At 69.8% G+C, this 22,385-nt stretch carries 20 protein-coding genes; 5 read left to right on the plus strand and 15 right to left on the minus strand.

The genetic code is table 11. The annotated features are described in order from the left end of the window. Window positions 1-21: 21 nt before the first annotated feature. A complete protein-coding gene (locus tag AB0I81_RS27350; RefSeq protein ID WP_360661961.1) occupies window positions 22-1,014 on the minus strand; it encodes a stage II sporulation protein M in 993 nt (330 codons plus the stop codon). A 51-nt stretch (window positions 1,015-1,065) separates the two neighbouring features. Here AB0I81_RS27350 and AB0I81_RS27355 point away from each other — a divergent pair, with 51 nt between their 5' ends. Continuing rightward, window positions 1,066-1,992, plus strand: coding sequence for an RDD family protein (locus AB0I81_RS27355; RefSeq protein ID WP_360661963.1), 927 nt, complete (start codon window positions 1,066-1,068; stop codon window positions 1,990-1,992). Between the two features lie 45 nt (window positions 1,993-2,037). On the opposite strand, the gene AB0I81_RS27360 is transcribed toward AB0I81_RS27355, so the two are convergent. After that, on the minus strand, window positions 2,038-3,420 hold the full coding sequence (locus AB0I81_RS27360) for a hypothetical protein (RefSeq protein ID WP_360661966.1): 1,383 nt from the start codon (window positions 3,418-3,420) through the stop codon (window positions 2,038-2,040). 98 nt (window positions 3,421-3,518) lie between these two features. Beyond that, window positions 3,519-4,922: a hypothetical protein gene (locus AB0I81_RS27365; RefSeq protein ID WP_360661969.1), complete on the minus strand. Its 1,404-nt coding sequence runs from the start codon at window positions 4,920-4,922 to the stop codon at window positions 3,519-3,521. A gap of 167 nt (window positions 4,923-5,089) precedes the next feature. Between AB0I81_RS27365 and AB0I81_RS27370 the strand changes: the two genes are divergently transcribed. After that, a complete protein-coding gene (locus AB0I81_RS27370) occupies window positions 5,090-5,737 on the plus strand; it encodes a DUF305 domain-containing protein (protein ID WP_360661971.1) in 648 nt (215 codons plus the stop codon). A 126-nt stretch (window positions 5,738-5,863) separates the two neighbouring features. Here the strand turns inward: AB0I81_RS27370 and AB0I81_RS27375 are convergent, their stop codons facing one another. Both AB0I81_RS27375 and ahcY read right to left on the minus strand, forming a co-directional pair. Further along, window positions 5,864-7,099, minus strand: coding sequence for an adenosylhomocysteinase (locus AB0I81_RS27375; RefSeq protein WP_360661974.1), 1,236 nt, complete (start codon window positions 7,097-7,099; stop codon window positions 5,864-5,866). 146 nt (window positions 7,100-7,245) lie between these two features. Further along, window positions 7,246-8,673, minus strand: a complete 1,428-nt coding sequence (gene ahcY, locus AB0I81_RS27380) for an adenosylhomocysteinase (RefSeq protein ID WP_360661976.1) — start codon at window positions 8,671-8,673, stop codon at window positions 7,246-7,248. Between the two features lie 104 nt (window positions 8,674-8,777). Between ahcY and AB0I81_RS27385 the strand changes: the two genes are divergently transcribed. Beyond that, window positions 8,778-9,110: a MerR family DNA-binding transcriptional regulator gene (locus AB0I81_RS27385; RefSeq protein WP_360661979.1), complete on the plus strand. Its 333-nt coding sequence runs from the start codon at window positions 8,778-8,780 to the stop codon at window positions 9,108-9,110. Between the two features lie 12 nt (window positions 9,111-9,122). Here AB0I81_RS27385 and AB0I81_RS27390 read toward each other — a convergent pair whose 3' ends face one another. Genes AB0I81_RS27390 through AB0I81_RS27410 form a run of 5 tightly spaced genes read right to left on the minus strand, consistent with a single transcriptional unit; the run spans window position 9,123 to window position 13,132 of the window. Beyond that, window positions 9,123-10,049 (minus strand): cation diffusion facilitator family transporter, encoded by a 927-nt coding sequence (locus AB0I81_RS27390; protein WP_360661982.1) that lies wholly within the window; start codon window positions 10,047-10,049, stop codon window positions 9,123-9,125. A 50-nt stretch (window positions 10,050-10,099) separates the two neighbouring features. Further along, on the minus strand, window positions 10,100-11,206 hold the full coding sequence (locus tag AB0I81_RS27395; RefSeq protein ID WP_360661985.1) for an SIS domain-containing protein: 1,107 nt from the start codon (window positions 11,204-11,206) through the stop codon (window positions 10,100-10,102). After that, the gene (locus AB0I81_RS27400; protein WP_360661988.1) at window positions 11,203-11,370 is read right to left on the minus strand and encodes a Trm112 family protein; all 168 of its coding nucleotides are present in this window, start codon (window positions 11,368-11,370) and stop codon (window positions 11,203-11,205) included. The genes AB0I81_RS27395 and AB0I81_RS27400 overlap by 4 nt, the downstream gene beginning before the upstream one ends. Continuing rightward, on the minus strand, window positions 11,367-12,716 hold the full coding sequence (locus tag AB0I81_RS27405; RefSeq protein ID WP_360661991.1) for a phosphomannomutase/phosphoglucomutase: 1,350 nt from the start codon (window positions 12,714-12,716) through the stop codon (window positions 11,367-11,369). Before AB0I81_RS27405 ends, AB0I81_RS27400 begins: the two co-directional genes overlap by 4 nt. Before the next feature lie 47 nt (window positions 12,717-12,763). Continuing rightward, a complete protein-coding gene (locus AB0I81_RS27410; protein WP_360661994.1) occupies window positions 12,764-13,132 on the minus strand; it encodes a DUF3499 domain-containing protein in 369 nt (122 codons plus the stop codon). 257 nt (window positions 13,133-13,389) lie between these two features. On the opposite strand from AB0I81_RS27410, the gene AB0I81_RS27415 reads away from it, so the two are divergent. Continuing rightward, window positions 13,390-13,839 carry a metallopeptidase family protein gene (locus AB0I81_RS27415; RefSeq protein WP_360662781.1) on the plus strand — a complete coding sequence of 150 codons (450 nt, stop codon included), beginning with the start codon at window positions 13,390-13,392 and terminating at the stop codon, window positions 13,837-13,839. A 353-nt stretch (window positions 13,840-14,192) separates the two neighbouring features. On the opposite strand, the gene AB0I81_RS27420 is transcribed toward AB0I81_RS27415, so the two are convergent. Next, window positions 14,193-14,540, minus strand: a complete 348-nt coding sequence (locus tag AB0I81_RS27420) for a DoxX family protein (RefSeq protein ID WP_360661997.1) — start codon at window positions 14,538-14,540, stop codon at window positions 14,193-14,195. A 236-nt stretch (window positions 14,541-14,776) separates the two neighbouring features. Between AB0I81_RS27420 and AB0I81_RS27425 the strand changes: the two genes are divergently transcribed. Beyond that, window positions 14,777-15,163 carry a tautomerase family protein gene (locus tag AB0I81_RS27425; protein ID WP_360662000.1) on the plus strand — a complete coding sequence of 129 codons (387 nt, stop codon included), beginning with the start codon at window positions 14,777-14,779 and terminating at the stop codon, window positions 15,161-15,163. A 21-nt stretch (window positions 15,164-15,184) separates the two neighbouring features. On the opposite strand, the gene AB0I81_RS27430 is transcribed toward AB0I81_RS27425, so the two are convergent. From AB0I81_RS27430 to AB0I81_RS27445, 4 genes are all read right to left on the minus strand, one after another. Next, the gene (locus AB0I81_RS27430; protein ID WP_360662003.1) at window positions 15,185-16,492 is read right to left on the minus strand and encodes a DUF5719 family protein; all 1,308 of its coding nucleotides are present in this window, start codon (window positions 16,490-16,492) and stop codon (window positions 15,185-15,187) included. A 128-nt stretch (window positions 16,493-16,620) separates the two neighbouring features. Beyond that, window positions 16,621-19,458, minus strand: a complete 2,838-nt coding sequence (locus AB0I81_RS27435; protein ID WP_360662006.1) for a glycosyltransferase family 2 protein — start codon at window positions 19,456-19,458, stop codon at window positions 16,621-16,623. Between the two features lie 133 nt (window positions 19,459-19,591). Beyond that, complete coding sequence (locus AB0I81_RS27440; RefSeq protein WP_360662008.1) at window positions 19,592-19,858, minus strand: WhiB family transcriptional regulator; 267 nt, start codon at window positions 19,856-19,858, stop codon at window positions 19,592-19,594. 319 nt (window positions 19,859-20,177) lie between these two features. Further along, a complete protein-coding gene (locus tag AB0I81_RS27445; RefSeq protein ID WP_360662011.1) occupies window positions 20,178-22,283 on the minus strand; it encodes a hypothetical protein in 2,106 nt (701 codons plus the stop codon). Window positions 22,284-22,385 lie beyond the last annotated feature (102 nt).

A 22,385-nucleotide genomic window follows, 5' to 3' on the forward strand; every position in this document is an offset into this window, starting at 1 on the left:
AGGCGCGAGGGCGGTCGGGCTTCAGGCGGTGGGGGCGACGTCGGGGGCGCGTTCGATGTCGCCGGTCTCGTTCCGGCGTAGCGCGCGGTGGCCGAAGGCGATCACGTACCCGAGGAAGACCAGCTCGGCGAGCACCCCGATGCCCACCCGCGCCCACGTCGGCAGCCCGGACGGCGTCACGAACGCCTCGATCAGCCCCGACACGAACAGCACCACGACCAGCCCCATCGCCACGCTCATCACCGCCCGGCCCTGCTCGGCCAGCGCCTCCACCCGCCTGCGCGGGCCGGGGGAGATGACCGTCCAGCCCAGCCGCATGCCGACGCCCGCCGCCAGGAACACGGCGGTCAGCTCCAGCAGGCCGTGCGGCAGGATCAGGCCGAAGAAGACGTCCAGCTTGTCGCGGGAGGCCATCAAACCGGCGGAGACGGCGACGTTCTCGGCGTTGGCGTAGAGCACGTACGGGATCGGCAGCCCCAGCACCGCCGCGTACAGGATCATCTGGGCCGCCACCCACGCGTTGTTGATCCACACCTGGCTGGCGAAAGAGGCGGCCGGGTGCTCGGAGTAGTAGTTGGCGAAGTCCTCGTTGACGAGCTGGGTGATCTGCTCGGGACTGGCGATCGACGCCTGCACGTCCGGATTGCCCGCCACCCACGTGGCCATCACCGTCGCCACCACCAGGAACGCCACGGTGCTCCCCAGCCACCACCACCGCGCCCGGTAGGCCACCACGGGGAAGGTCACCGTGAAGAAGCGGGTCAGCTCCCGCCAGGCCGGGGTGTGCGCGCCGGTGACGGCGGACCTGGCCCTGGCCACCAGCGCCGACAGCCGCCCGACCAGCATCGGGTCCCTGGAGGATGAGCGGACCATGGACAGGTGCGTGGCAACCCGCTGGTACAGCTCGACCAGTTCGTCCACCTCGGCGCCGGTCAGCGACGAGCGGTTCTTGACGAGGTGGTCGAGCCGATCCCACACGGGGCGGTGTGCTTTGACGAACGCATCAATGTCCACCCGAACATTCTGGCCGCTCAATCACCGAGACATAGCCGTTAGGCTCCACATATGTCAGAGGTTGTGACCGGTGACGCCGTCGTCGTCGAGGTACGGGTGGCGCAGTTCGGCTCCCGGGCCGTGGCGATCGTCATCGACATGTTCCTGCTGTTCCTCGTGATGTTCGCGGTCAACACGCTTTTAGGCGCATTCGCGGCCATCTCCGACTTCGCCATGTTCATGGCCGTCACGATCGTGATGGACGCGCTGATCATGGTCGGCTACCCGGTGATGTTCGAGACCTTCACCAGAGGGCGCAGCCTCGGCAAGCTGGCGCTCGGCCTGCGGGTGGTCGGCGACGACGGCAGCCCGGTGCGCTTCAGGCAGTCGTTGTTCCGCGGGCTGGCCGGGGTGCTGGAGCTGTGGGGGACGTTCGGGGCGGGGGCGTTGATCGCGTCGCTGGCCTCGAAGCGGGGCAAGCGGATCGGCGACGTGTTCGCCGGCACCATCGTGATCTCCGACCGGGCGCCGCGCGACCGCAGGGTGGCCATCATGATGCCGCCGCAGCTCGCGGCCTGGGCGTCCACGCTGGAGCTCTCCCAGCTGCCCGACCAGGTGATGGACGCCGCCAGGCAGTACCTGATGCGCTGGCACGACCTGTCGCCCCAGGTCCGGCACGAGATGGGGGTACGCATCGCGACCCAGGCGGCGTCCTTCGTCTCGCCGGCGGCTCCGCCGGGGGTGCCGGCGCACGCGTACCTGAGCGCCATCCTGGCCGAGCGCGGACGGCGGGAGGAGGAGCGCTTCGCCAAGCGGATGGGCAACGGCCTGCCCCAGCCCGGCCCGTACGCACCTCAGCCGGGCCCGCAGCCGCCGCCTCCGATCAATCCGCAGCCGCTTCCGTACTCCCAGCAGGGCCCTTACGGGCCGCCGCCCGGTCCCGCACCCGCTCCGGAGCCGCCTCAGGCGACTCCGGGCGGGTTCGCCCCGCCTCAATGAGCGCGGTCATCGGGCGGGCGAGCCGTCAGCGACGGGAGCGTGCCGTCAGCCGTGGCCCCGGTTGCGGTACGACTCCTGCGTCTGGACGTTCAACCGGTCGGTACGGACGTTCCTGGCGCTGTCCGTGAGCCGATCGTTGATCTTGATGACGTCGAGGCCCTCGTGGAAGTCGGCCCCGTAGATGTAGCCGTTGTAGTAGTAGGCGGACCAGATGCCGCCGCCACCACCGTCCGAGCGGGGGCCACGATCGAAGTAGCCGATCTCCCTCGGGCGGGAGGCGTCGGTGAAGTCCCAGATGGAGACCCCGCCCATGTACCACGCCTGCACCATGATGTCGCGGCCCTTGACCGGGATCAGCGAGCCGTTGTGCGCCACGCAGTTCTCGCTGTCGGCCTGGTGCCGGGAGATCTTGAAGTAGCTCTTGAAGACGAGCTGCCCGCGCACGATCTCGTAGATGGCGTCGGCCCCGCGGTTCGGCCCGGTGGCCTCGTTGCAGGTCGCCGCCCCGCCGCCGCCGAGCTCGTCGGTGAAGACGACCTTCCTGGCGTCGTTGCTGAACGTGGCCGAGTGCCAGAACGCGAAGTTCGGGTCGGTCGTCCTGGCGGTGATCCTGGGGTTCAGCCGGTCGGAGATGTCGAACAACACGCCGTCGCCCATGCAGGCGCCCGCCGCGATGTCCTTCTCGGCGAAGGTGGTGATGTCGTGGCAGCCGCTGGTCGGCAGGAGCAGGCCCGGCTGGGTCTCGTTGCCGCCGTCGGGGAAGACGACCGGGGTGGCCGCGACCTCGGCGGCGGCCGGGTCACGCAGCGGCACCTTGATGATCGACAGCTTGTCGTGCGGCGGCAGGCAGTCGGGGAAGGTCGAGGACGGCTGGTACGACGAGACGTAGACGTAGACGTTCCGGTGCCGGTCGCGTCCCTTGCCGGGAACCAGGGTCAGCGTGTGGGAGCCGCAGTTGGTCTCGACCGACTTGACGTAGCGCGGGTTCGCCTTGTCGGAGATGTCGAAGATGCGTACGCCCTCCCACGACTCCTTGATCGTGGCGCTCTGCCCGGTGCTGGCGCACGAGTCGTTGTTGCGCGAGGCGTCCACGGCGGCGAACAGCAGGTCGCCGTACACGCTGACGTCCATCTGGCCACCCGGGCAGACGACGGAGCTGACGGCCCTGGCCTTCCTGGGGTTCCTGATGTCGTAGATCGAGAAGCCGCCGTAGTTGCCGACGTAGGCGTAGTCGCCCTGGAAGGCGATGTCGGTGTTGATGGCGTCGGCGATCGGGGCGGGCTTGGGGACGTTCAGCACGTGGGTCACGTTGGGGCTGGTGACCACGGTGTCCGGTGGCGGGATGTCGGCGGCCGAAGCGGGCATTCCGGCCAGCGCTAAGACGGTGGCCACCGCTGCGACGACGATGGAACGGCGCGAAAGGGTCACTCGGGTGCCTCCTTGGGACCTGTGGGTAAGGCGGGTGCCGGATGCGGGCAAAGGCGAAGGCGGCGGGGCCTCGGTCGGAGTCCCCGCCGCCTGGTCGATCAGTGGTCGTGGCCCCATCCCCATTCGGGGTAGGACGCTTGCGTCTGCGCGTTCAGCGAGCGCATCCTGACGCCGTTGGCCTTGTTCGTGCGCCAGTCGTCGAGCTTCAGCACGTCGAGGCCCAGGTTGAAGTCCGAGCCGTAGATGTAGCCGTTGTACCAGTAGGCCGACCAGATGCCGCCGGCCAGCGCCGGTGCCGTGCTGTCGGGACCGCGTTCGAAGAAGGCGATCTCGCGCGGGTTCGCGGAGTCGGTGAAGTCGACCACCGAGATCCCGCCCTGGTACCACGCCTGCACCATGATGTCGCGGCCCTTGACCGGGATCAGCGAGCCGTTGTGGGCCACGCAGTTCTCGGAGTCGTCCTGGTGCCGGGCGATCTTGAAGTAGCTCCTGAACTGGAGCTGCCCACGGCGCGTGATGTCGTAGTAGGCGTTGGCCCCCCGGTTCGGCCCGATGGCCTCGTTGCAGGTCGCCCTGGTGCCGCCGCCCAGCTCGTCGGTGAAGATGACCTTCGTGCCCTCGTTGTTGAAGGTGGCCGAGTGCCAGAAGGCGAAGTTCGTCTCGTCGCGCACGGTCGCGGTGACCCGGGGCTGCTCGGGGTTGCGGATGTCGAGCAGGATGCCGTCACCCATGCAGGCGCCCGCCGCGATGCCCTTCTCCGGGTAGGCCGTGATGTCGTGGCAGCCGGTCGTGGCCGACTTGCCGTCCGGATAGGGAAGCTGCACGCCCGGGTTCCCACCGTCGGGGAACAGGTTCGGCGTGGAGATCACCGTGGCCGCCGCCGGGTTCCTCAGCGGCACCTTGACGATGGAGATGAGGTCGTGCGGCGTCTTGCAGTCCGGGAAGGTGTCATTCGGGCTGTAGGAGGAGATGTAGATGTAGACGTTCTGCTTCCTGCGGTCGGGCACCAGCGTGTGCGTGTGCGAGCCGCAGTTCGTCTCGACCGACTTGATGTACGTCGGGGCGGACTTGTTCGAGACGTCGAAGATCCGGATGCCCTCCCACGATTCCTTGACCGTGGCGCTCTGCCCGGTGCTGGAGCACGAGTCGTTGTTGCGGGAGGAGTCGACGGACCCGAACAGCAGGTTCCCGTAGACGGACACGTCCATCTGGCCGCCGGGGCAGACGACCGAGCTGACCAGCGAGGTCCTCTTCGGGTTCCTGATGTTGTAAATGGAGAAGCCGTAGTAGTTGCCAACATAGGCGTAGTCGCCCTGGAAGGCCATGTCCGTGTGGATGTCGGCCAGGGCCGGCGGCTTGGGCACGTTGGTGACGTGCTTGATGTTGGGGCTCATGACGATCTCGCCGGGAGCCGGGATGTCCGCAGCCTGCGCCGGCGCCATCACGCCCGCCAGCGCGACCAGGGCCGCGACCAGGATGAGGGCTCTGCGGGGGGCTAACACTCGGGGACCTCCTATAAAGGGGGCATAAATCCTAGTAATCCTCACCTGTCTTGGCTTCGCAGGCCAGCGTCCAACGTGTCAAAGTTTGTTGCGATTCGACCTCTTTTCTTCCGTCTGCTCAGCACCTAGAGTGCGCATTCCGTACCGAAGTCAGTTCAGGAGGCTGAGTGCGCGCTGCGCTCGTCGTCATCGTGGGCCTGGCCGTCGCCCTCTCCGGCGCCCTCTCCGGCTGCAGCTCCGACGCCAAGCCGCAGGCTCCGCGGGCCGACTCGACGGCGCCCGTGATCGCGCCCGGCCGGCCTGGCGAGCAGGCCAAGACGTTGTCACCGGCCGAGGCCGCCACGGCCGTGCCCGCGGCGACGGCCAACGCGGCGGACGTCAAGTACGTCCAGGACATGATCACCCATCACCGGCAGGCCGTGGACATGGCGCTGCTCGCCCCCAGCCGGGCGGAATCGGTCAAGCTCAAGAGCCTGGCGGACCGGATCCAGGACGTCCAGGGGCCGGAGATCCAGTACATGACCACGTGGCTGCGGGAGCAGGAGCAGGCGGTGCCCGATCATCACGGGCGGCACGAGGGCATGCCGGGGATGGCCACGCCGGAGCAGCTGGCGGGGCTGAAAGCCGCCAAGGGCAAGGACTTCGACCGGATGTTCCTGCAGTTGATGATCAACCATCATCTGGGCGCGATCAAGATGTCGGAGCAGGTGCTCACCGGTGGGTCGCACATCAAGATCGAGGAACTGGCCAACGACGTCAGCGTGGAGCAGACCACGGAGATCCGCCGCATGCAGGAAATGCAGTCCGCACTCTGAACGCCGTCTGGGAGGCCAGCCTTCCCAGACGCCCAGCTTTCCCAGGCACCCAGCCACCCTCCGGAGCCCAGCCTTCCCAGGCGCCCAGCGTCTCTCCGGAGCTCGGCGTCTCTCCGGAGCTCGGCTTTAGGAGCCCAGGCGCCAGGAGTGCAGGTAGTCCTCCTGCTCGGCGGTCAGCAGGTCGATTCCGATCCCGGCGGCGGCCAGCTTGAGCCGGGCCACCTCGTGGTCGATCTCCTCGGGCACGTCATAGACGCCGGGCGCGAGGTTCGCGCGCTCGCCGGCCAGCCACACCACCGCCAGGGCCTGGGCGGAGAACGACATGTCCATGACGGCCGCCGGATGCCCCTCCGCGGCGGTCAGGTTGACCAGCCGCCCCTCGGCCAGCAACAACAGCCGCCGCCCGTCGGGCAGCACGTACTCGTCGGTGCTGGGCCGCACGCCCCGGTACACGTCGGAGGCCATCTCGTCCAGCGCCCGCACGTCGATCTCCACATCGAAATGCCCGGCGTTGGCCAGGATCGCCCCATCCTTCATCACCGCCAGGTGCTCGGCCCTGATCACGTCCCGGTTGCCCGTCACGGTGATGAACAGGTCCCCGAGCAGCGCGGCCTGCGCCATCGGCCGCACCTCGTAACCCTGCAAGGTCGCGTCGAGCGCCTTCACGGCGTCGATCTCGGTCACGATCACCCGCGCGCCGAACCCCTTGGCCCGCTCGGCCACCCCCCGCCCGCAGAACCCGAACCCGGCCACGACCACGGTCCGCCCGGCCAGCATCGTGTTGGTGGCCCGCATGATGCCGTCCAGCGTGGACTGGCCGGTCCCGTAACGGTTGTCGAACATGCGCTTGGTACGGGTGTCGTTCACGGCCACGACCGGAAACCGCAACGCCTCCTCGGCCGCCATCTGACGCAGCCTGATGATCCCGGTCGTGGTCTCCTCACACCCGCCACTGACCCCTTCGAGCAGGTCACGGCGCTCGGTGTGCAGGATGTTCACCAGATCACACCCGTCGTCGAGCACCAGATCGGGCCCGAGGTCGAGCGCCTGGTGAATGTGCCGGTAGTAGGTCGCCCGATCCACCCCGGCCCGCGCGTGCACCGAGATCCCATACGCACGGAGCGCCTCGGCCACGTCGTCCTGCGTGGACAGGGGGTTGGAGGCGGCCAGCGCGATCTCGGCGCCACCCGCCTTCAACGCCCCCATGAGCACGGCCGTCTCGGCGGTGACATGCAGACAGGCCGCGATCTTCAGCCCGTCGAGCGGCCGTTCGAGCGCGAACCGCTCACCGATGGCGGTAAGCACCGGCATCGAACGAGCGGCCCAGGAGATCTGCCGCTCACCGCTGTCACTGAGATCCATGGCCAACCTCGAAGCGAAGAACACGGCCCAGGTCACGCTCGTCACGGCGCCCAGCCCGTGAGCCTTCACGACCGGCCATGACGGACGGGAAGGGGCTACGGCGCGTGCGGGTGACCTGGCCCGCCGTAAAGGATGAAGGAGATTTTCTAGTAGCGGTAGTGGTCGGACTTGTAGGGGCCCTCGACGTGGACGCCGATGTAGGCGGCCTGCTCCTTGGTGAGTTCGGTGAGCTTCACGCCCAGAGCGTCCAGGTGCAGGCGGGCGACCTTCTCGTCCAGGTGCTTGGGCAGCGTGTAGACCCCGATCGGGTACTCGGAGGTCTTGGCGAACAGCTCGATCTGCGCGATCACCTGGTTGGTGAACGAGTTGGACATCACGAAGCTGGGGTGGCCGGTCGCGCAGCCCAGGTTCATCAGGCGGCCCTCGGCGAGCACGAGGATCGAGTGCCCGTCCTCGAACACCCACTCGTCGACCTGCGGCTTGATGTTGTTCTTCACGATGCCGGGCAGCTTGGCCAGGCCGGCCATGTCGATCTCGTTGTCGAAGTGGCCGATGTTGGACACGATCGCCTGGTGCTTCATCCGCGACATGTGGTCGGCGGTGATGATGTTGAAGTTGCCGGTGGTGGTGACGAAGATGTCGGCGATGCCGACGACCTCCTCCAGCGTGGTCACCTGGAAGCCGTCCATGGCCGCCTGGAGCGCGCAGATCGGGTCGATCTCGGTCACGATCACGCGGGCGCCCTGGCCGCGCAGCGCGTCGGCGCAGCCCTTGCCGACGTCGCCGTAGCCGGCGACCACAGCCACCTTGCCGCCGATCAGCACGTCGGTGGCGCGGTTGAGGCCGTCGATCACGGAGTGGCGGCAGCCGTACTTGTTGTCGAACTTCGACTTGGTGACCGAGTCGTTGACGTTGATCGCCGGGAAGAGGAGCTGGCCGTTCTTGTGCATCTCGTAGAGACGGTGCACGCCGGTCGTGGTCTCCTCGGTGACGCCCTTGATGCTCTCGGCGATCGTGGTCCACCGCTTGTCCGCGCCGACCGTGCGGGTGAGCAGGTCGATGATGACGTGCCACTCCTCCGGGTCCTCGGCGGTGGCCGCGGGCACGGCGCCGGCCTTCTCGTACTCGGCGCCCTTGTGCACCAGGAGGGTCGCGTCGCCGCCGTCGTCGAGGATCATGTTCGGGGCGTCACCGCCGGGCCAGGTGAGCGCCTGCTCGGTGCACCACCAGTACTCCTCCAGCGTCTCGCCCTTCCAGGCGAACACCGGCACGCCCTGCGGGTCGTCCACGGTGCCGTTGGGGCCGACGACGACCGCGGCGGCGGCGTGGTCCTGCGTGGAGAAGATGTTGCAGCTCACCCAGCGCACCTCGGCGCCGAGGGCGACCAGCGTCTCGATGAGGACGGCCGTCTGGATGGTCATGTGCAGGGAGCCCATGATCTTCGCGCCGCGCAGGGGCTGGGAGGCCGCATATTCCTTGCGGACCGCCATGAGGCCGGGCATCTCGTGCTCGGCGAGCCGGATTTCCTTACGGCCGAAGTCGGCAAGTGAAAGGTCTGCGACCTTGAAGTCCATCGGGTTTCCCCTCGAGTCACGGATGGTTTGTCGCGGATGAGTCTAGGTGGCCCTCGTACGGGGACGCACCTCGCGCACGGTGAATCTGACGTAAGAATGTAAGAATGCGCATCACGGAAGCCGCCAGACGGCTCGGCATGTCCCCGCGAATGCTCCGATACCGGGAGGCACTCGGCCTGCTGCCGCCGGTGCGCGAGCAGGGGGCGCACCGGCGGTTCGGGCCCGACGAGCTGGCCGCCGTGGCTCAGGGGGTGGAGCTGGAGAAGATGTTCGACGTCTCTCCGGCGGAGCTGGCCTTCGCGCTGCGGGCGCTGAGCGAACCCGCCGTTGCGGCGGCGGTACGCGACCTCGGGGTGCGAATCGGGCGCATCCAGGTGCCCCGCAGGGCCCTGGACTTCGAGAAGGAGAAGGCCCTGCGCCTGCTACGGCACCGTTGATCCATCCCGGCCTCAGCTGGTGGTGGCGCTCTGACGGTCGAGGTCCGGCTCAAGGTAGATCACCCGGGCGATCGGCTCCGCCTCACGGATGCGCCGCTCCGCCTCGTCGATGCCGCGGGCCACCTCGGCCGCGGTGTCGTCATGCTGCACCGCGATCTTCGCGGCCACCAGCAGCTCCTCGGGACCCAGGTGCAGCGTGCGCATGTGGATGACCCGCGTCACCTCGGGGGCGTTCTCCAGCGCGGCGCGAATCCGGCTCTCCGCCTCCGGCGAGGCACCCTCGCCGACGAGCAGCGACTTGGTCTCGATGGCCAGCACGACCGCGATCACGGCCAGCAGCACGCCGATCATCAGGGTGCCGATGCCGTCCCAGACGCCGTCGCCGGTGATGACCGCCATCGTCACGCCGAACAGCGCGAAGATCAGGCCGAGCAGCGCGCCGAGGTCCTCCAGCAGGATGACGGGCAGCTCGGGCGACTTGGAGCGGCGGATGAAGGACACCCACGACTGCTTGCCGCGTACCGCGTTCGACTCGATGATCGCCGTACGGAAGGAGAACGTCTCCGCGATGATCGCGAAGATCAGCACTCCGAACGCCCAGATCGGCGCCTCGACCTTGTGCGGGTCGGAGATCTTGTGAATGCCCTCGTAGAGCGAGAAGGCGGCGCCGATCGTGAACAGCACCACGGCCACCACGAAGGCGTAGAAGTAGCGCTCGCGCCCGTAGCCGAACGGATGCTCCTTCGTACTGGCCCTGGCCGCCCGCTTGCCGCCGACCAGCAGCAGCACCTGGTTGCCCGAGTCGGCGACCGAGTGGATGCCCTCGGCCAGCATCGAGGAGGATCCGGTGAAGGCGGCGGCCACGAACTTCGCCACGGCGATGGCCAGATTCGCGGTCAGTGCCGCAACGATCGCTTTTGTTCCGCCGCTCGCGCTCACTGGTCTTCTCCAGTCATGAAGATCACTTACTTAAAGGCTAGGAGGGGATACTATTGCGAAATTCTTGCCTTCAGCTCAGTGATCGCTGACACCGGGGTCGGATCGATGCCATAACCCAGCGCCAGATAGGTGCTGGCGTAGTCGCCGAGCCCGATGAGGCAGGCCATCCGCTCCAGCGGATGCACGCCCTCGGCCGCGAGCTCGGTGACCGGCACGTCCCGCTCCCGCGCCAGCCGCAGCGACGCCTCCCGCCGCCGCGTCACCTGGGGGTGCTCCTCGGTGTCACGCAGGACCACGAGCCTGAGCGTACGGCCGGCGGCGTCGGCGAAGATGTCGCGCTCGGCCATCGGCCCGTCGAAGGCCGCCACCTGGTGGTGATCGGCCTCGGGCAGCTCACCGCAGATGGCGGGATATTTCGCGTTCGCACCAAGCTGGCAGGCCAGCCGGTACGCCGCCACCGACGCGGCCTGCGACGACCCCCAGATCATCGGCACGCTCTCGGCCAGATCCATCGCCAGCGACTTGCCCGGATTGATGAACGACTCACTGGAGGGCCTGCACCGGTTCGCCATGTCCTCCAGCGACCGAGCCACTCTCTCGAACAGGTCCGCGTCCGCCGGCACCAGCCGCAGCGCCGCCGCCGCCACGATCAGGGGAGCGGCCAGCAACCACAGGTTCGCCCTGGACTGCCCGACGATCGGCACCGGCACGTAGACGGCGCCCGCCTGCGTGGCGATGGCCTCCAGCGTGGAGCCGGGAGCGCCGACGCCCATCAGCGTGCAGCCGCGCCGCACGGCCTGGGTGGCGATCGCCAGCGTCTCCTCCGTGTCGCCGGAGCCGGAGACGGCGATGACCAGGTCGGTCGCGCCCACCCAGCCGGGAAGCTGGTAGGAGCGCACCGTCACGATCGGCAGCGGCGCGCCGTTGCCGACAACGGCCGCCAGGATGTCGCCCGCGATGCCCGAGCCGCCCATGCCCGCGACCACGATGGCGCGGGGGCGCCCCTGGTCGGCCAGGCGTTCGACGCGGGCCTCGACGGCGTTGCGATAGCCGGTGCGTACGTGCGCCGCGGAAGCGGCGACCGCGGGCAACATGCCCCCGGGATCGCCCTCACTGAGGTGACGCTGGTCGTCGAGCCGCTCCGGCTCCCAGGTCACGGCTTCCTGGCCTCATCGACGAGCAGGACGGGAATGTCATCCCTGACCGGATAGATCAGCCCGCAACCCGTGCAGACCAGCTCCTCGGCCTCGTCCTCGGCCCGCAGCGGGGCCTTGCACGCGGGGCAGGCCAGGATCTCAAGCAGCCAGTCGTCGATCTTCACTCTGACACCTTTCCCACAATGGCGAGGACCTCGTCCCTGATCGCCGTCATCTTGCTCTCGTCGGCCGCCTCGGCGTTCAGCCGCAGCAGCGGCTCGGTGTTGGAGGCACGCAGGTTGAACCACCAGTCGGGCCCGCTCACGGTCAGCCCGTCGAGCTCGTCGAACTCCCCGCGCCCGGCGAACGCCTCGCGTACCCGCCGCAGCGCCTCGGCCTGGTCGGACACCGCGCTGTTGACCTCGCCGGAGGCGTGGTAGCGCGAGTAGACCTCGACGACCTCCGACAGCGGCCGCTCCTGCTCACCCAACGCGGCCAGCACGTGCATGGCGGCCAGCATCCCTGAGTCGGCGAACCAGAAATCCCTGAAGTAGTAGTGGGCCGAGTGCTCGCCGCCGAAGACGGCCCCGGTCCGCGCCATCTCGGCCTTGATGAAGGAGTGCCCGACCCGCGTGCGCTCCGGGACGCCGCCGTGCTCGCGTACGATCTCCGGCACGCCCAGCGACGTGATCAGATTGTGAATGATCGTCGCGCCGGGGTACTTGGCCAGCTCCCGCACCGCCACCAGCGCCGTGACCGCCGAAGGCGAGACCGACTCGCCCCGCTCGTCGATCACCCAGCAGCGGTCGGCGTCACCGTCGAAGGCCAGCCCGAGGTCGGCGTCGTTGTCGACGACCGCGCGCTGCAGGTCGACGAGGTTCTGCGGCTCCAGCGGGTTGGCCTCGTGGTTGGGAAAGCTCCCGTCCAGCTCGAAGTAGAGCGGCAGCAGGTCGATCGGCAGGCCCTCGAACACGGCGGGGACCGTGTGCCCGCCCATCCCGTTGCCCGCGTCCACGACCACCTTCAGCGGCCTGATGCCGCGCAGGTCGACCAGCGTGCGCAGGTGGTCGGCATATCCCGTGAGCAGGTCCTTCTCGATCACGGATCCGCCGGGCGCGGCGGTCGCTCCGACCAGCTCGGCCGCCCTGTCGCGGATCTCCGTCAGCCCCGAGTCGCCGCCGATCGGCACCGCGCCGGACCGGCACATCTTCATGCCGTTGTAACGGGCGGGGTTGTGGCTGGCGGTGAACATCACGCCGGGCAGCCCCAGGCTGCCGCTGGCGTAGTAGAGCAGGTCCGTCGAGCCCAGCCCGGCATGTACGACATCGGCGCCACGCGAACGGGCTCCCCGGATGAACGCCTCGGCCAGCGGCGGCGAAGACTCACGCATGTCGTGCGCGACCACGACCGATTCGGCCCCCGTCACCTCGACGAAGGCCGCCCCCACGGCCTCGGCGGTCGGCTCGTCCAGTTCGTCGGGCACTACCCCGCGAACGTCGTACGCTTTGAAGATCTTGGCGAGATCGCCCACTCTCCAGCTCCGCCCCTAGTAGGTCGTTTCCGCCTTACACCAGGAGCCTACCGGTCGCGATGCTGCTGGGCCGATCTCAGAACGCGCAGGTGCCCACGCCGGCCGACCTCGACGCCCTGCCCGACCGGTTCGCCACCGGCGGACGACGTCGGCCGCGCCGCCTCCCTGACGGCGTTGGCCAGCGCCTCCAGATCATCGGAACTGGGTGAGGCGCCGTCCGTCGGCAGCCGTACCACCTCCCAGCCGCGGGGGGCGGTAAGCCGCTCTGCGTGTTCGGCGCACAGGTCATAGCAGTGTGGCTCCGCGTACGTCGCCAGAGGGCCGAGAACAGCGGTCGAGTCGGCGTATACGTACGTGAGCGTGAAGACGGCAGGCTGGCTGCAGGCGGTGCGGGAACAGCGACGGACGGGGCTCACGGAGGGACCGTATCTGGTAAGAGTGCGAGGCGCCACTACCTGAGCGCTCTTAACGAGCGTGTCGCCACAATTCGGACACCTGCGGCAGCCTTTCCACCAACATGCCCCAAAGACACCCGCACCTCCCCCGCACTCCCCTGTCCGGCTTCCCCACCCCCCAGCCGACCCAACCCTCCCCTCGCCTCCCTCGCCCTTGCCTTTTTCGCCCGCCATCCGGGAAACGCCCGTCCCGAAGATCGAGGGGGCGGCCCCGTACACTGGCTGACGTGACTCAGAAGCGCGGTCCCAGACGGCGCGATCGCCATGGTCGCGGGCTCCGCGGCCCGCTCGCCCCCTCCCACATCCCCATGGCCAAGGCCCGCAGCGAACGCTTCGACGACCTGGTGCTCGACGCGGTGGACCGGCTCAGACCACGATGGGAGAGCCAACTGTCGGCGGTGGAGTTCGCCGTGGAAGAGGTGCCGCCACTGAGCGAACTCGGCGACGGCCCCGGCCTCAACACCGACCCCATCCCCTTCGGCCGCGCCGACGCCGCCACCGGCACCTCCCCCGCCTCCGTCGTGGTGTACCGGCGCCCACTGGAGGCCCGCGCCAGAGACAGGGACACTTTGGGCGCGATGGTCCATGACACGGTGGTGGAACAGGTCGCCACCCTCCTGGGCCTGGCCCCCGAAGCCGTAGACCCCGGCTACGACGACCGCGCCTGACCCCCACCACCGAGCTCCGAAATCAACTGCAAGGTCTTCCCGACAGGCGCGCTTCGCGCGAAGAGGGTCAGGCCGTGCCCAGTGGGGGCAAGCCCCCACACCCCCGGCGAGGGGCCTGCCGGCCCCTCCCGCTCCCCGGCCCTGGGCCCCGCCCGTCCAGGCAATGCAGTCACCGGTTGAGAACCTCCGGCCCTTGAACCGATGACGGCCTTCGATCAACCACGCTGGCGGTACACGCAACAGTCCGCCATGCGCCGGTGGACGGCGCCGGGAATCGTGCTGATGGTGGCATTCGTGCAGGGATGGATGCGAGTCGCCGCTCCGATTGCGGCGGTCGCCGATCCGAACCGCGGTCAGGCGACGTACCCGAGCCCGAGGGCGGCGATCACCGGCACGAGGTACAGGATCGGATAGACGACGGTCGAGTACGAGCGCGCCCGCAGCACGGTGACGACCGCTCCGGTGAAGTACAGCACCAGGCCGACCCCGGCCGCGATTCCGATGACCGGCACGAACAGGCCGACCAGCAGCCCCAAGGCTCCTGCGGCCTTGGCCGCGCCGAGCCAGGCCCACCACGAGCGGGGGACGCCGTAGTCCGTCAGCGGCTTGGTGACCCATTCGGCGCGGCGGAGCAGGGAGTAGGCGGAGAAGCCCACCCAGAGGGCGGCCAGGACGGTGACGATGGTTGCAGCGGTGGACATTTGGGACTCCCTAGCTGGTGTCTTGCTTGTGACACCAATCTTGCGAGGCCCGGTTGATACTTCCGCGATGCGTCCACGATGCACGGGCTGTCGTAGCGCACATAGGCGGCGGTGGCGCCGAGAGTCACGGCCGCCCTTGGTCGGGTTCCGGACGCCCTCCTCCTTGCTGTTGACCCCCCGGGAAGACGCCATTATGTTTGCTGGCAAAGATAATTTGCCAGCAAATGGGAGTAGAAATGCCGCATCTCACGGTCCGGGTCATGGAGCCGCAGCTTCAGGGGAACGAATCGGCTCTTATTGCCGCGCTGACCGACGCGGTGGTCAGCGTGTACGGCGAGTGGGCGCGCGAAGTCGCGGTCATCCACCTCGACGGGGTACCCGCCGGGCGGTGGGGCCTGCGGGGCAAGCCGGTGGACGAGGCCGCGCCCGCGATCACGTTCGGCATCCGCGCGGGGGCGTTCACCCGTCCCGACAGCGAGGAACTCATCGCCAGGCTCGTACGAAACGTCACCGACGCCGTCGCCGACGTCCTCGGGGCGCACTTGCGCGACACCATCACGGTCGAACTTGTCGCCACCCCGGCCGGCCGCACCGCCGTAGGAGGGGTGATCGTAGACGGCTAGCCGCCCGTTCGGGGATGTGCCTCAGGGCAGGACCACCGTCGGGGTGTCGGTCAGGGGCGGGAGGAGGGTCCAGGTTCTGGCCGGGGAGAGGGGTTGGGTGGTGAGAAGGGTGCCTGACTTCTGGGGTTCCTCGACCACCCGGCCGCCGTACACCTCGCCCGTCACAGGCGTGACCACCACGGCGAAGTCGCCCTTCGTCTTCAGTTTCACGTTCCGGGTACGGCCCGCAGGGATCTCCACGTCGAACGGGGTCTCCGCCGGACCTTTCGGAGGCATCACCTGCACTCTTACCTTTCCTGGCCGGGTGCCGGGTGCCGTCAGCAGGAGGTGGGAGCCGGTGGTGTTGCGGGCCACCGCGCTGCCCAGTTCCAGGGAAGGGGTGCCGGCGGTGAAGGTGACGTCCGGGCTGGTGCCGGTGCCGGTGGACACGACGCCGGCGATGATCGGGGTGGGTGAGGTGAGCACCAGGGCGGCGGGGGAACCGGTTATGCCTGTGGTGATGTCCAGCGCGGCCACGCCGCCCGCCGGCACGTCCAGCGATTCGCGGCCCTTCATCGCGTACTCGGCCTCCTCGCTCACCGCCTTGATCTGCACGGCGGCGTCCGTCTCGCCGGGGGTCGCCACCAGGAGCCGGCGCAGGCCGCCGCCTCCGGGGATGGCGGGTACGACGACGCGGGTGGACGGCGGGGCGGCCGACGGCAGCCAATCCACGCCGCCCGTCTCCATGGTGGCCCTGGCGGCGACCGCCACGCGGCCGAAGGCGGTGGTGACGCTGACGGCCATCACGTCGGCCGAAGGGGCCAGCGTCCTGAGGTCGATCTCCCTGTGCTCCCCCGGCGCGATGTCCAGGCCGGTGCCGGCATCGCCGGAGATCGGGCCCTCCGCCGCGTACACCTGTACGTCCACCAGCGCCGGGGCCTTGTCGGCGTTCGTGAGGTGCAGGCTCACGGCCGCGTTCGCCGGGCCCGGGCCGATCAGCCAGGTCTCCGCGGCGGGCTCGGTGCAGCGCACTCCGGCCAGGCCGCGGTCCGCGCCCTTGGTGGCACGCGCGAGGTAGCCGGCCTCCAGGCCGCCGGGGCCGTTGGTCACGTACGGCTTGCCGTCCTTCATGGTGTCGGCGTTCAGCTTGCCCGTCAGGTAGACGTTGACCTGCTCGTCCTTGGTGCCGGGGCAGACCGCGGTGACCGACTCCACGGCCACCTTGCGCGGGGTGGCGGGCGGGGGCGGGATGGGGGCGGGCCTGGTGACGTACGCGATGCCGTACATGGCGGCCAGGGACACGATGACCAGCGCCGGCAGCCCGAACCGGTTCTCCACGAGCCCTCTCATCGCCCCTCGGCCAGCACCCTCATCCCGCCGCCGGCCCTTGCCCGTCCGTGCCCCCTCCTCGCCACTCCGGCCACGCTCGTCCGCGCTACCCTCCGCCCGCCGCCGGCCCTTGCCCGTTCGTGGCCCTCTCATCGCGCGCCCGCCAGCGCCACCGCGGGTGTCTCCGCGACCTCCGGCCGGCGTCTGCCGGGTGACGCCAGCAGGGCCACCACCAGCACGAGCCCGCCCTGCGCCCACAACCACGGCGTGTGCAGGACGCTCACCGGCTGGACAGGTACGCGGGTGACCGGCTCGGCCAGCCGCCAGAGCCCGCCCACTTCCGACAGGCTCATGCGCTGCAACGACGGCTGCGAATCGAGGGTCCTGGCCAGTTCGGGCGAGACCGGCGGCGCCACGGCCACCATCGCGATGCCCTGCCGGGCCAGCGTGGCCGCGTCCCCGCCGCGACCGCCGACGAGACCTTCGGCCGCCGCGCCGACCCGCGTGCGCGCCCCGGAGGCGACGGGCAACTCCGCCTCGCCGATCAGCGGGGCACGCCCGTGCAGGACCGTGAACGAGGACCCCTTGATCACCAGGGTCCTTTCCCCCTGGGTGGTACGGGCGGCAGCGAGCGCGGGCAGCACATCGGGGGCGTCGCCGACGAGCGGCCCGCGTACCCCCACCACCATCCAGTGACCGGCGGCCAGCAGCGGCGTGCTGAACGCCACCGCGGCCACCATCATGGCCCCCAGCCGCCGCAACCCGCCACGGGCGCGCAGTCCGGCCAGGCGGTGGGCGGTCAGGCCCACGAGGACCACCAGCCCGGTCCCGGCGATGGCCAGCGGCACTCCCGGCCACGCCCGCGTACCCTCGACGGGGATGCGGCTGACCAGGACGCCCGCCAGCACCCCGTAGAGCGCCACCGCCCAGCCGACCGCGACGATCAGGCGCTGGCGTCGCATGAGCAGCGCGGCCAGCGCGACCGCCACCAGGCCCGCCGTCACCCAGAACGGGGGCAGCCCCGGCCCTCCCGGGCTGAGCGCGAGCAGCGATTCCGGGCCGAGGGACGGATCCGCCAGGGCCGGATCGTGCAGCCCCGCCTCCAGGAGCAACCTGCCGGGGTCCATGACGAGACCGGCCGTCCAGGGCATCAGGAGCACCGGCGGCACGACGAGCGCGATGGCCACGGACACCATCACCCCACCCGTACCGGAACGGCCCGAAGAGCCGCTGCCCCGCCGGGCACCGCGTCCGACCACCCAGGCACCCAGCACCCCCAGCACCGCGACCAGCGGATACACCAGCGGCACGAACGCCATCCCCACCGCAAGCCCCAATCCCAGCCCCCAGGCCCCCCGGCGGGCACGCCGCCGATCGGGCGAGAGCAGGATGATCCCGAGCAGCCAGGCGTAGACCGGGATGAGGACGAACACCACCGCCGTCCCCAGCCGCCCGCCCGCGACGGCCCCGGTGGCGACCGGCAGCAGCGCGTACGTCCCCGCCGCCCAGGCCCGTGCGGGCACGGACGGGATGAGGTGCCGCGTGGCCAGGTAGGCCGTGGCGCCGGCCAGCGGCACCGACCCCAGCAGCAGCACGGAGACCGCCACCCACGTCTTGCCGAACGCGAGCGTGGACAGCACGGCGAGCACGGCCACGTACGGCGGCGTCCAGGCGGTCGAGCCGAGCCCCACGTCGTGGAAGCCCTCGGTGTAGAAGGTCCAGAGGTCGGTGGCGCCGCCCGTCACCGGTACGAGCGCGCCCCCGCCGAGCCGTTCGCCGCCGAGGAGGGACCGCTCGGCGACCAGCGAGACGACGGTCAGGGCGAACATGAGGATGACTCCGGGGCGGCCGATGAAGCGCTGGAAGGCGCCGGAGTCGGACGGCGGTACGGCGGCGTCCGGGTCCTCTTCTGAAACGTGGTGGTGCCGGCCGGTCGAGTCGACGGGGGCCTGACCGGCGAGGAAGCTCTGCAGCATGTCGGTGAGGCGCCGATAGGCGGCGCCCCGAGGGGTCATAAGCCGCTTTACGCGGATATATCCCTTCTTGCGGCCGTGGCGGCGTTGTCGCCGCGCCCGTAACAACCGTAAGGGGTGCGCCAGGATCGAGCCCATCGCCACGACCTCGTCCAGCGCGTTCCCGGGCTGCTTGCTGACGATGAACACCAGCGTGCGTAAGACCGAGCCGATCACGTTCCGCAGCAGGGCCCACACCATGGCCGGGAACGGCAGGTTCGCCATGACCACGAAGATCGCGTTGCGGCGGTCGAGGCGGCGCGGATGGTCTCCGCTGACCGCGATGCGCCGCCGCCTGCGCCCGGCCGCCTCGGCGTGCCAGGCCACGGCGGAGGTCACGTTCAGCACCTTGTGGCCGGCGTTGCGCACCCGCCAGCACAGGTCGAGGTCGTCGCGGAACAGCGGGAAGAACGGATCTAGCCCGCCGACCTCCTCCCACACCTCGCGCCTGATCAGCATCCCGGCCGTGGACACGGAGAGCACGTCCCTGGTCCCGTCGTGCTGCCCCTGGTCGAACTCGCGCGGCTCCAGCCCCGTGTCCCTGCGCCCGGTACGTCCCACGGTCACGCCGATCTCCAGCAGCCGCCTGCGGTCGATCCAGTCGCGCAGCTTGGGACCGAGCACGGCCGCCTTGGAATCCTGTCCCGCCGCGCCGAGCAGCACCTCCAGCGCGCGCCTGTCGGGGGCGCAGTCGTCGTGGAGCAGCCAGATCCATTCGTCGCGGCCGGCGGGCGGCAGCTTCGCGAGCACCTCGGCGACGGACTCGCCGAAACCGGTGGAGCGGGGCAGGGAGATCAGGTTGCCGGGGCCGAACGCCTGGGCCAGCAGGTCGGCCGAGCCGTCCCTGCTGCCGTTGTCGGCGCCGGCTACCCGGTCCGGCCTGCGGCTCTGGTTGACCAGGGCGCGCAGCGTCTCCCCCAGCCAGCGGGCGCCGTCGTGGGCTACGACGATCGCGGTGACGTAGGGACGGGACATGGGTGAGTGACTCCTGTGGAGATCATCAGCCTGTGAGGATGATCAGGCGGCCCCACGATACATGCGCAAGCCGCTGCAGGAGACGCGAAAAGGGTCACACGGCTACCCGTGTGACCCCTTCCCCCCTTATCACTCACACCGCTTGGCGCTTGATCCGTCTGCGCTCCCGCTCGGACAGCCCACCCCAGATGCCGAACCGCTCATCGTGCTCGAGTGCGTATTCCAGACACTCGGCACGGACTTCACACGATCGGCAGACCTTCTTGGCCTCCCTGGTGGAACCGCCCTTCTCCGGGAAGAACGCCTCCGGATCCGTCTGCGCGCACAACGCGCGCTCCTGCCAGCCGAGTTCCTCAGCGTCGTCGTCAAGCTGATCCTGTGCGATGACCGGATCGGTCACTGCACACCTCCCTGCCGCCCGCCCGCAATGGAGCCCCCCATGGACGCCTTCCTTAGTACCCACCCAAGGGAAGGCGTAACAACATGGTTGTAATTACACGCGTGTGCCGTACGTGGCGTCAAGCGGCATGCAGGTATCCGGGGAAAGACCAGATCTCGCCCCGGTGTGCTCTGCATGTGATGTTCGAGCCCCGGCCGATGCCCTACGTGCGTGGCTTTGGCCTGGCCCGTGCAACGCTGTCAGCGGTCGGAACCGTACCAGGGCGGACTGGACGCCCGCCCGTGGCCCACCTTCTCTCTAGCCCTTCATTGCCGGTCCGTTACCTGCGTGGCTCATTGGGGGTGTATATGGCCGTTGGGTCGATCGGGTCGTCCCCGGGACGGCGCTGATCGCCGAAGCCGGAGCTCCCGCCCGGGATCTGCGTGGGGTCCAGACGCATCGTCGACTCGCCGCCGTGCGGCTCCGGCCAGCCCGGGGCCTGGCCCTGCTGCTGCGGTTGCTGCGGAGCCCCGTGTCCCGGCTGGTACTGGCCCTGCTGCGGCTCATAGCCGCCGCCGTGCTGGGGCTGCTGCGGGTGGCCGAACGGGTCGTCGTACTGCTGCTGCCTGCCGCCGGGCTGCGTGCCGTATTCGGGCTGGCCCGCGCTCGACTGGTACGTCTCCGCCTGCTGGTAGGCGTCCATCAGCTGCTGGGAGCGCGGGTCCACGGGCGGGTCGGGCTCCTGGTAGGCGGGCGGGGTGGCGTACTCGTGACCCGAGTATCCCGTGAAGGGCTGGCCCGGCTGCTGCTGGTCGAAGGCGCTCTGGCCGAAGTACGACTGCTGCTGGCCGAACTGGGACTCGCCGCCCTGCGGGTACTGCACGTTCGGCGTGGTCTCGCCGCCCGAGTAGGGCTGTTCGGACGGGGGCGCGTACGGATTCGGCTGCTCCGCCGGCGGCGCGTAGGGGTTCACCTGGTCGTTCGCGGGCGGCGCGTACGGGTTCTGGCTGGCCTGCTGGCCGTAGACGTTCGGCTGGCTGTCGGCCGGGACGTACGGGGCCGGGGTGTACTCGCCGGCGGGCGGGGTGGAGTAGTCCGTGCTCGGCGCGCCCGTCGGGGTCGTGTCGGCCGGGGCGTAGGGCTGCGGGGCGAACGGATCGGGCTGCTCGGGCTGCTGCTGGTCCGAGGGGGCGGCGGGCAGGGCGCCCCTGATCTGCGGCTGCTGCTGGTAGACCGGGGCCTGGGGCTCCGGCTGCTCGGGCTGGCCGCCGAAGCTGGGCGGCTGCTGACCGTAGCCGGGGGTGGCCGGCTCCTGGCTGTAGCCCGGAGTCGAGGGAGGCTGTTGCCCGTAGCCCGGAGTCGAAGCGGACTGCTGGCCATAACCAGAGGGCTGGCCATAGTCGGGAGCCTGCTGGCCATAGTCGGGAGTCTGCTGGCCGTAGCCCGGGGCCGGTTGGGGAGGCTGGCCGTGATCGGCGGCCGAGGACGGCTGCTGGCCGTAACCCGAAGCCGTCGGAGGCTGCTGACCGTAACCGGAAGCCGCCGGGGGCTGCTGCCCATAACCGGCGGCCGAGGGTGGCTGCTGACCGTAACCGGGCTGACCGGCCGGGGGCTGCTGACCCATGGGGGGCTGCTGGCCGGAGGGAGCCTGCTGGGCGTAGGCGGCGGCCTGCTGCGGGTCCTGCTGACCCGGCATCGGCTGCTGGCCGTAGCCGCCCTGCTGCTGCTCGGCGGCGGGCTGGCCATAACCGGGCTGCTGACCCGACGGGGCCTGCTGGGCGTAGGCGGCCTGCTGCGGGTCCTGAGGGCCGTAGGCGGCCTGCTGCGGGTCCTGGGGGCCGCCGAAGCCGGGCTGCTGCTGGCCGAAACCGGGCTGACCGTAACCGGGCCCCTGGGGACCGGGTCCGCCGGGGCCCGCCTGGGGCTGTCCTTGGGGGCCGTACTGCTGCGGCTGGTCACCGAAGAAACCGGGGCCGGGCTGCGCGCCGAACTGGCCGTGGTAGACCTGCGCGGCCGGCCGCTCGGGCAGCACCTGCGGAAGCAGATAGACCAGCGCGATGGCGGTCAGCGCGAGCGTGGGCACGCCGAGGAGGCCGTACTCGATCGTGGTCCGGGCTCCGAAGCCGCTGAACAGGCCGGCCAGCAGCGCCAGCATGCCGAACACGGCGGACAGGAGCAGCCCGGCGGCGGCGCCGTACAGGATCGGCTTGGCCTTCTGCGACGGCTCGCCGACCTTGGTGACCAGCAGCACGGCGCCGAGCAGCAGCGCGGTCAGCACGGGGCTCGTCACGCCCGAGAAGTTCGAGGCCGCGCGTTCGGTGAAGGAGAGTGTCTCGGACGAGCCGATCAGAATGCGCCCGGTCGCCAGCAGCACGTTCATCACTCCGGTGACGAGCATGATCCAGGCGGCCGGCTCCTTCAGCCGGGCGACGTCAAATTTGCTCACAAGTACCCCCATCGGACCCTTTAGCCCGAAGGGAGTTTGCCACATCACCGACCCGACCGCCGGGCGTCCCAAGAACCTCTTCCATACCAAACCCCCCAATAC

Origin of the sequence: Nonomuraea sp. NPDC050404 (assembly GCF_040655495.1) — a bacterium.
Taxonomy (GTDB): domain Bacteria; phylum Actinomycetota; class Actinomycetes; order Streptosporangiales; family Streptosporangiaceae; genus Nonomuraea.

Coding starts and splice junctions, on each gene's coding strand:
- AB0I81_RS27385 (WP_360661979.1), top strand. CDS start 8,778: ATGCGCATCACGGAAGCCGCCAGACGGCTCGGCATGTCCCCGCGAATG.
- AB0I81_RS27430 (WP_360662003.1), bottom strand. CDS start 16,492: ATGAGAGGGCTCGTGGAGAACCGGTTCGGGCTGCCGGCGCTGGTCATC.
- AB0I81_RS27420 (WP_360661997.1), bottom strand. CDS start 14,540: ATGTCCACCGCTGCAACCATCGTCACCGTCCTGGCCGCCCTCTGGGTG.
- AB0I81_RS27355 (WP_360661963.1), top strand. CDS start 1,066: ATGTCAGAGGTTGTGACCGGTGACGCCGTCGTCGTCGAGGTACGGGTG.
- AB0I81_RS27435 (WP_360662006.1), bottom strand. CDS start 19,458: ATGTCCCGTCCCTACGTCACCGCGATCGTCGTAGCCCACGACGGCGCC.
- ahcY (WP_360661976.1), bottom strand. CDS start 8,673: ATGGACTTCAAGGTCGCAGACCTTTCACTTGCCGACTTCGGCCGTAAG.
- AB0I81_RS27375 (WP_360661974.1), bottom strand. CDS start 7,099: ATGGATCTCAGTGACAGCGGTGAGCGGCAGATCTCCTGGGCCGCTCGT.
- AB0I81_RS27425 (WP_360662000.1), top strand. CDS start 14,777: ATGCCGCATCTCACGGTCCGGGTCATGGAGCCGCAGCTTCAGGGGAAC.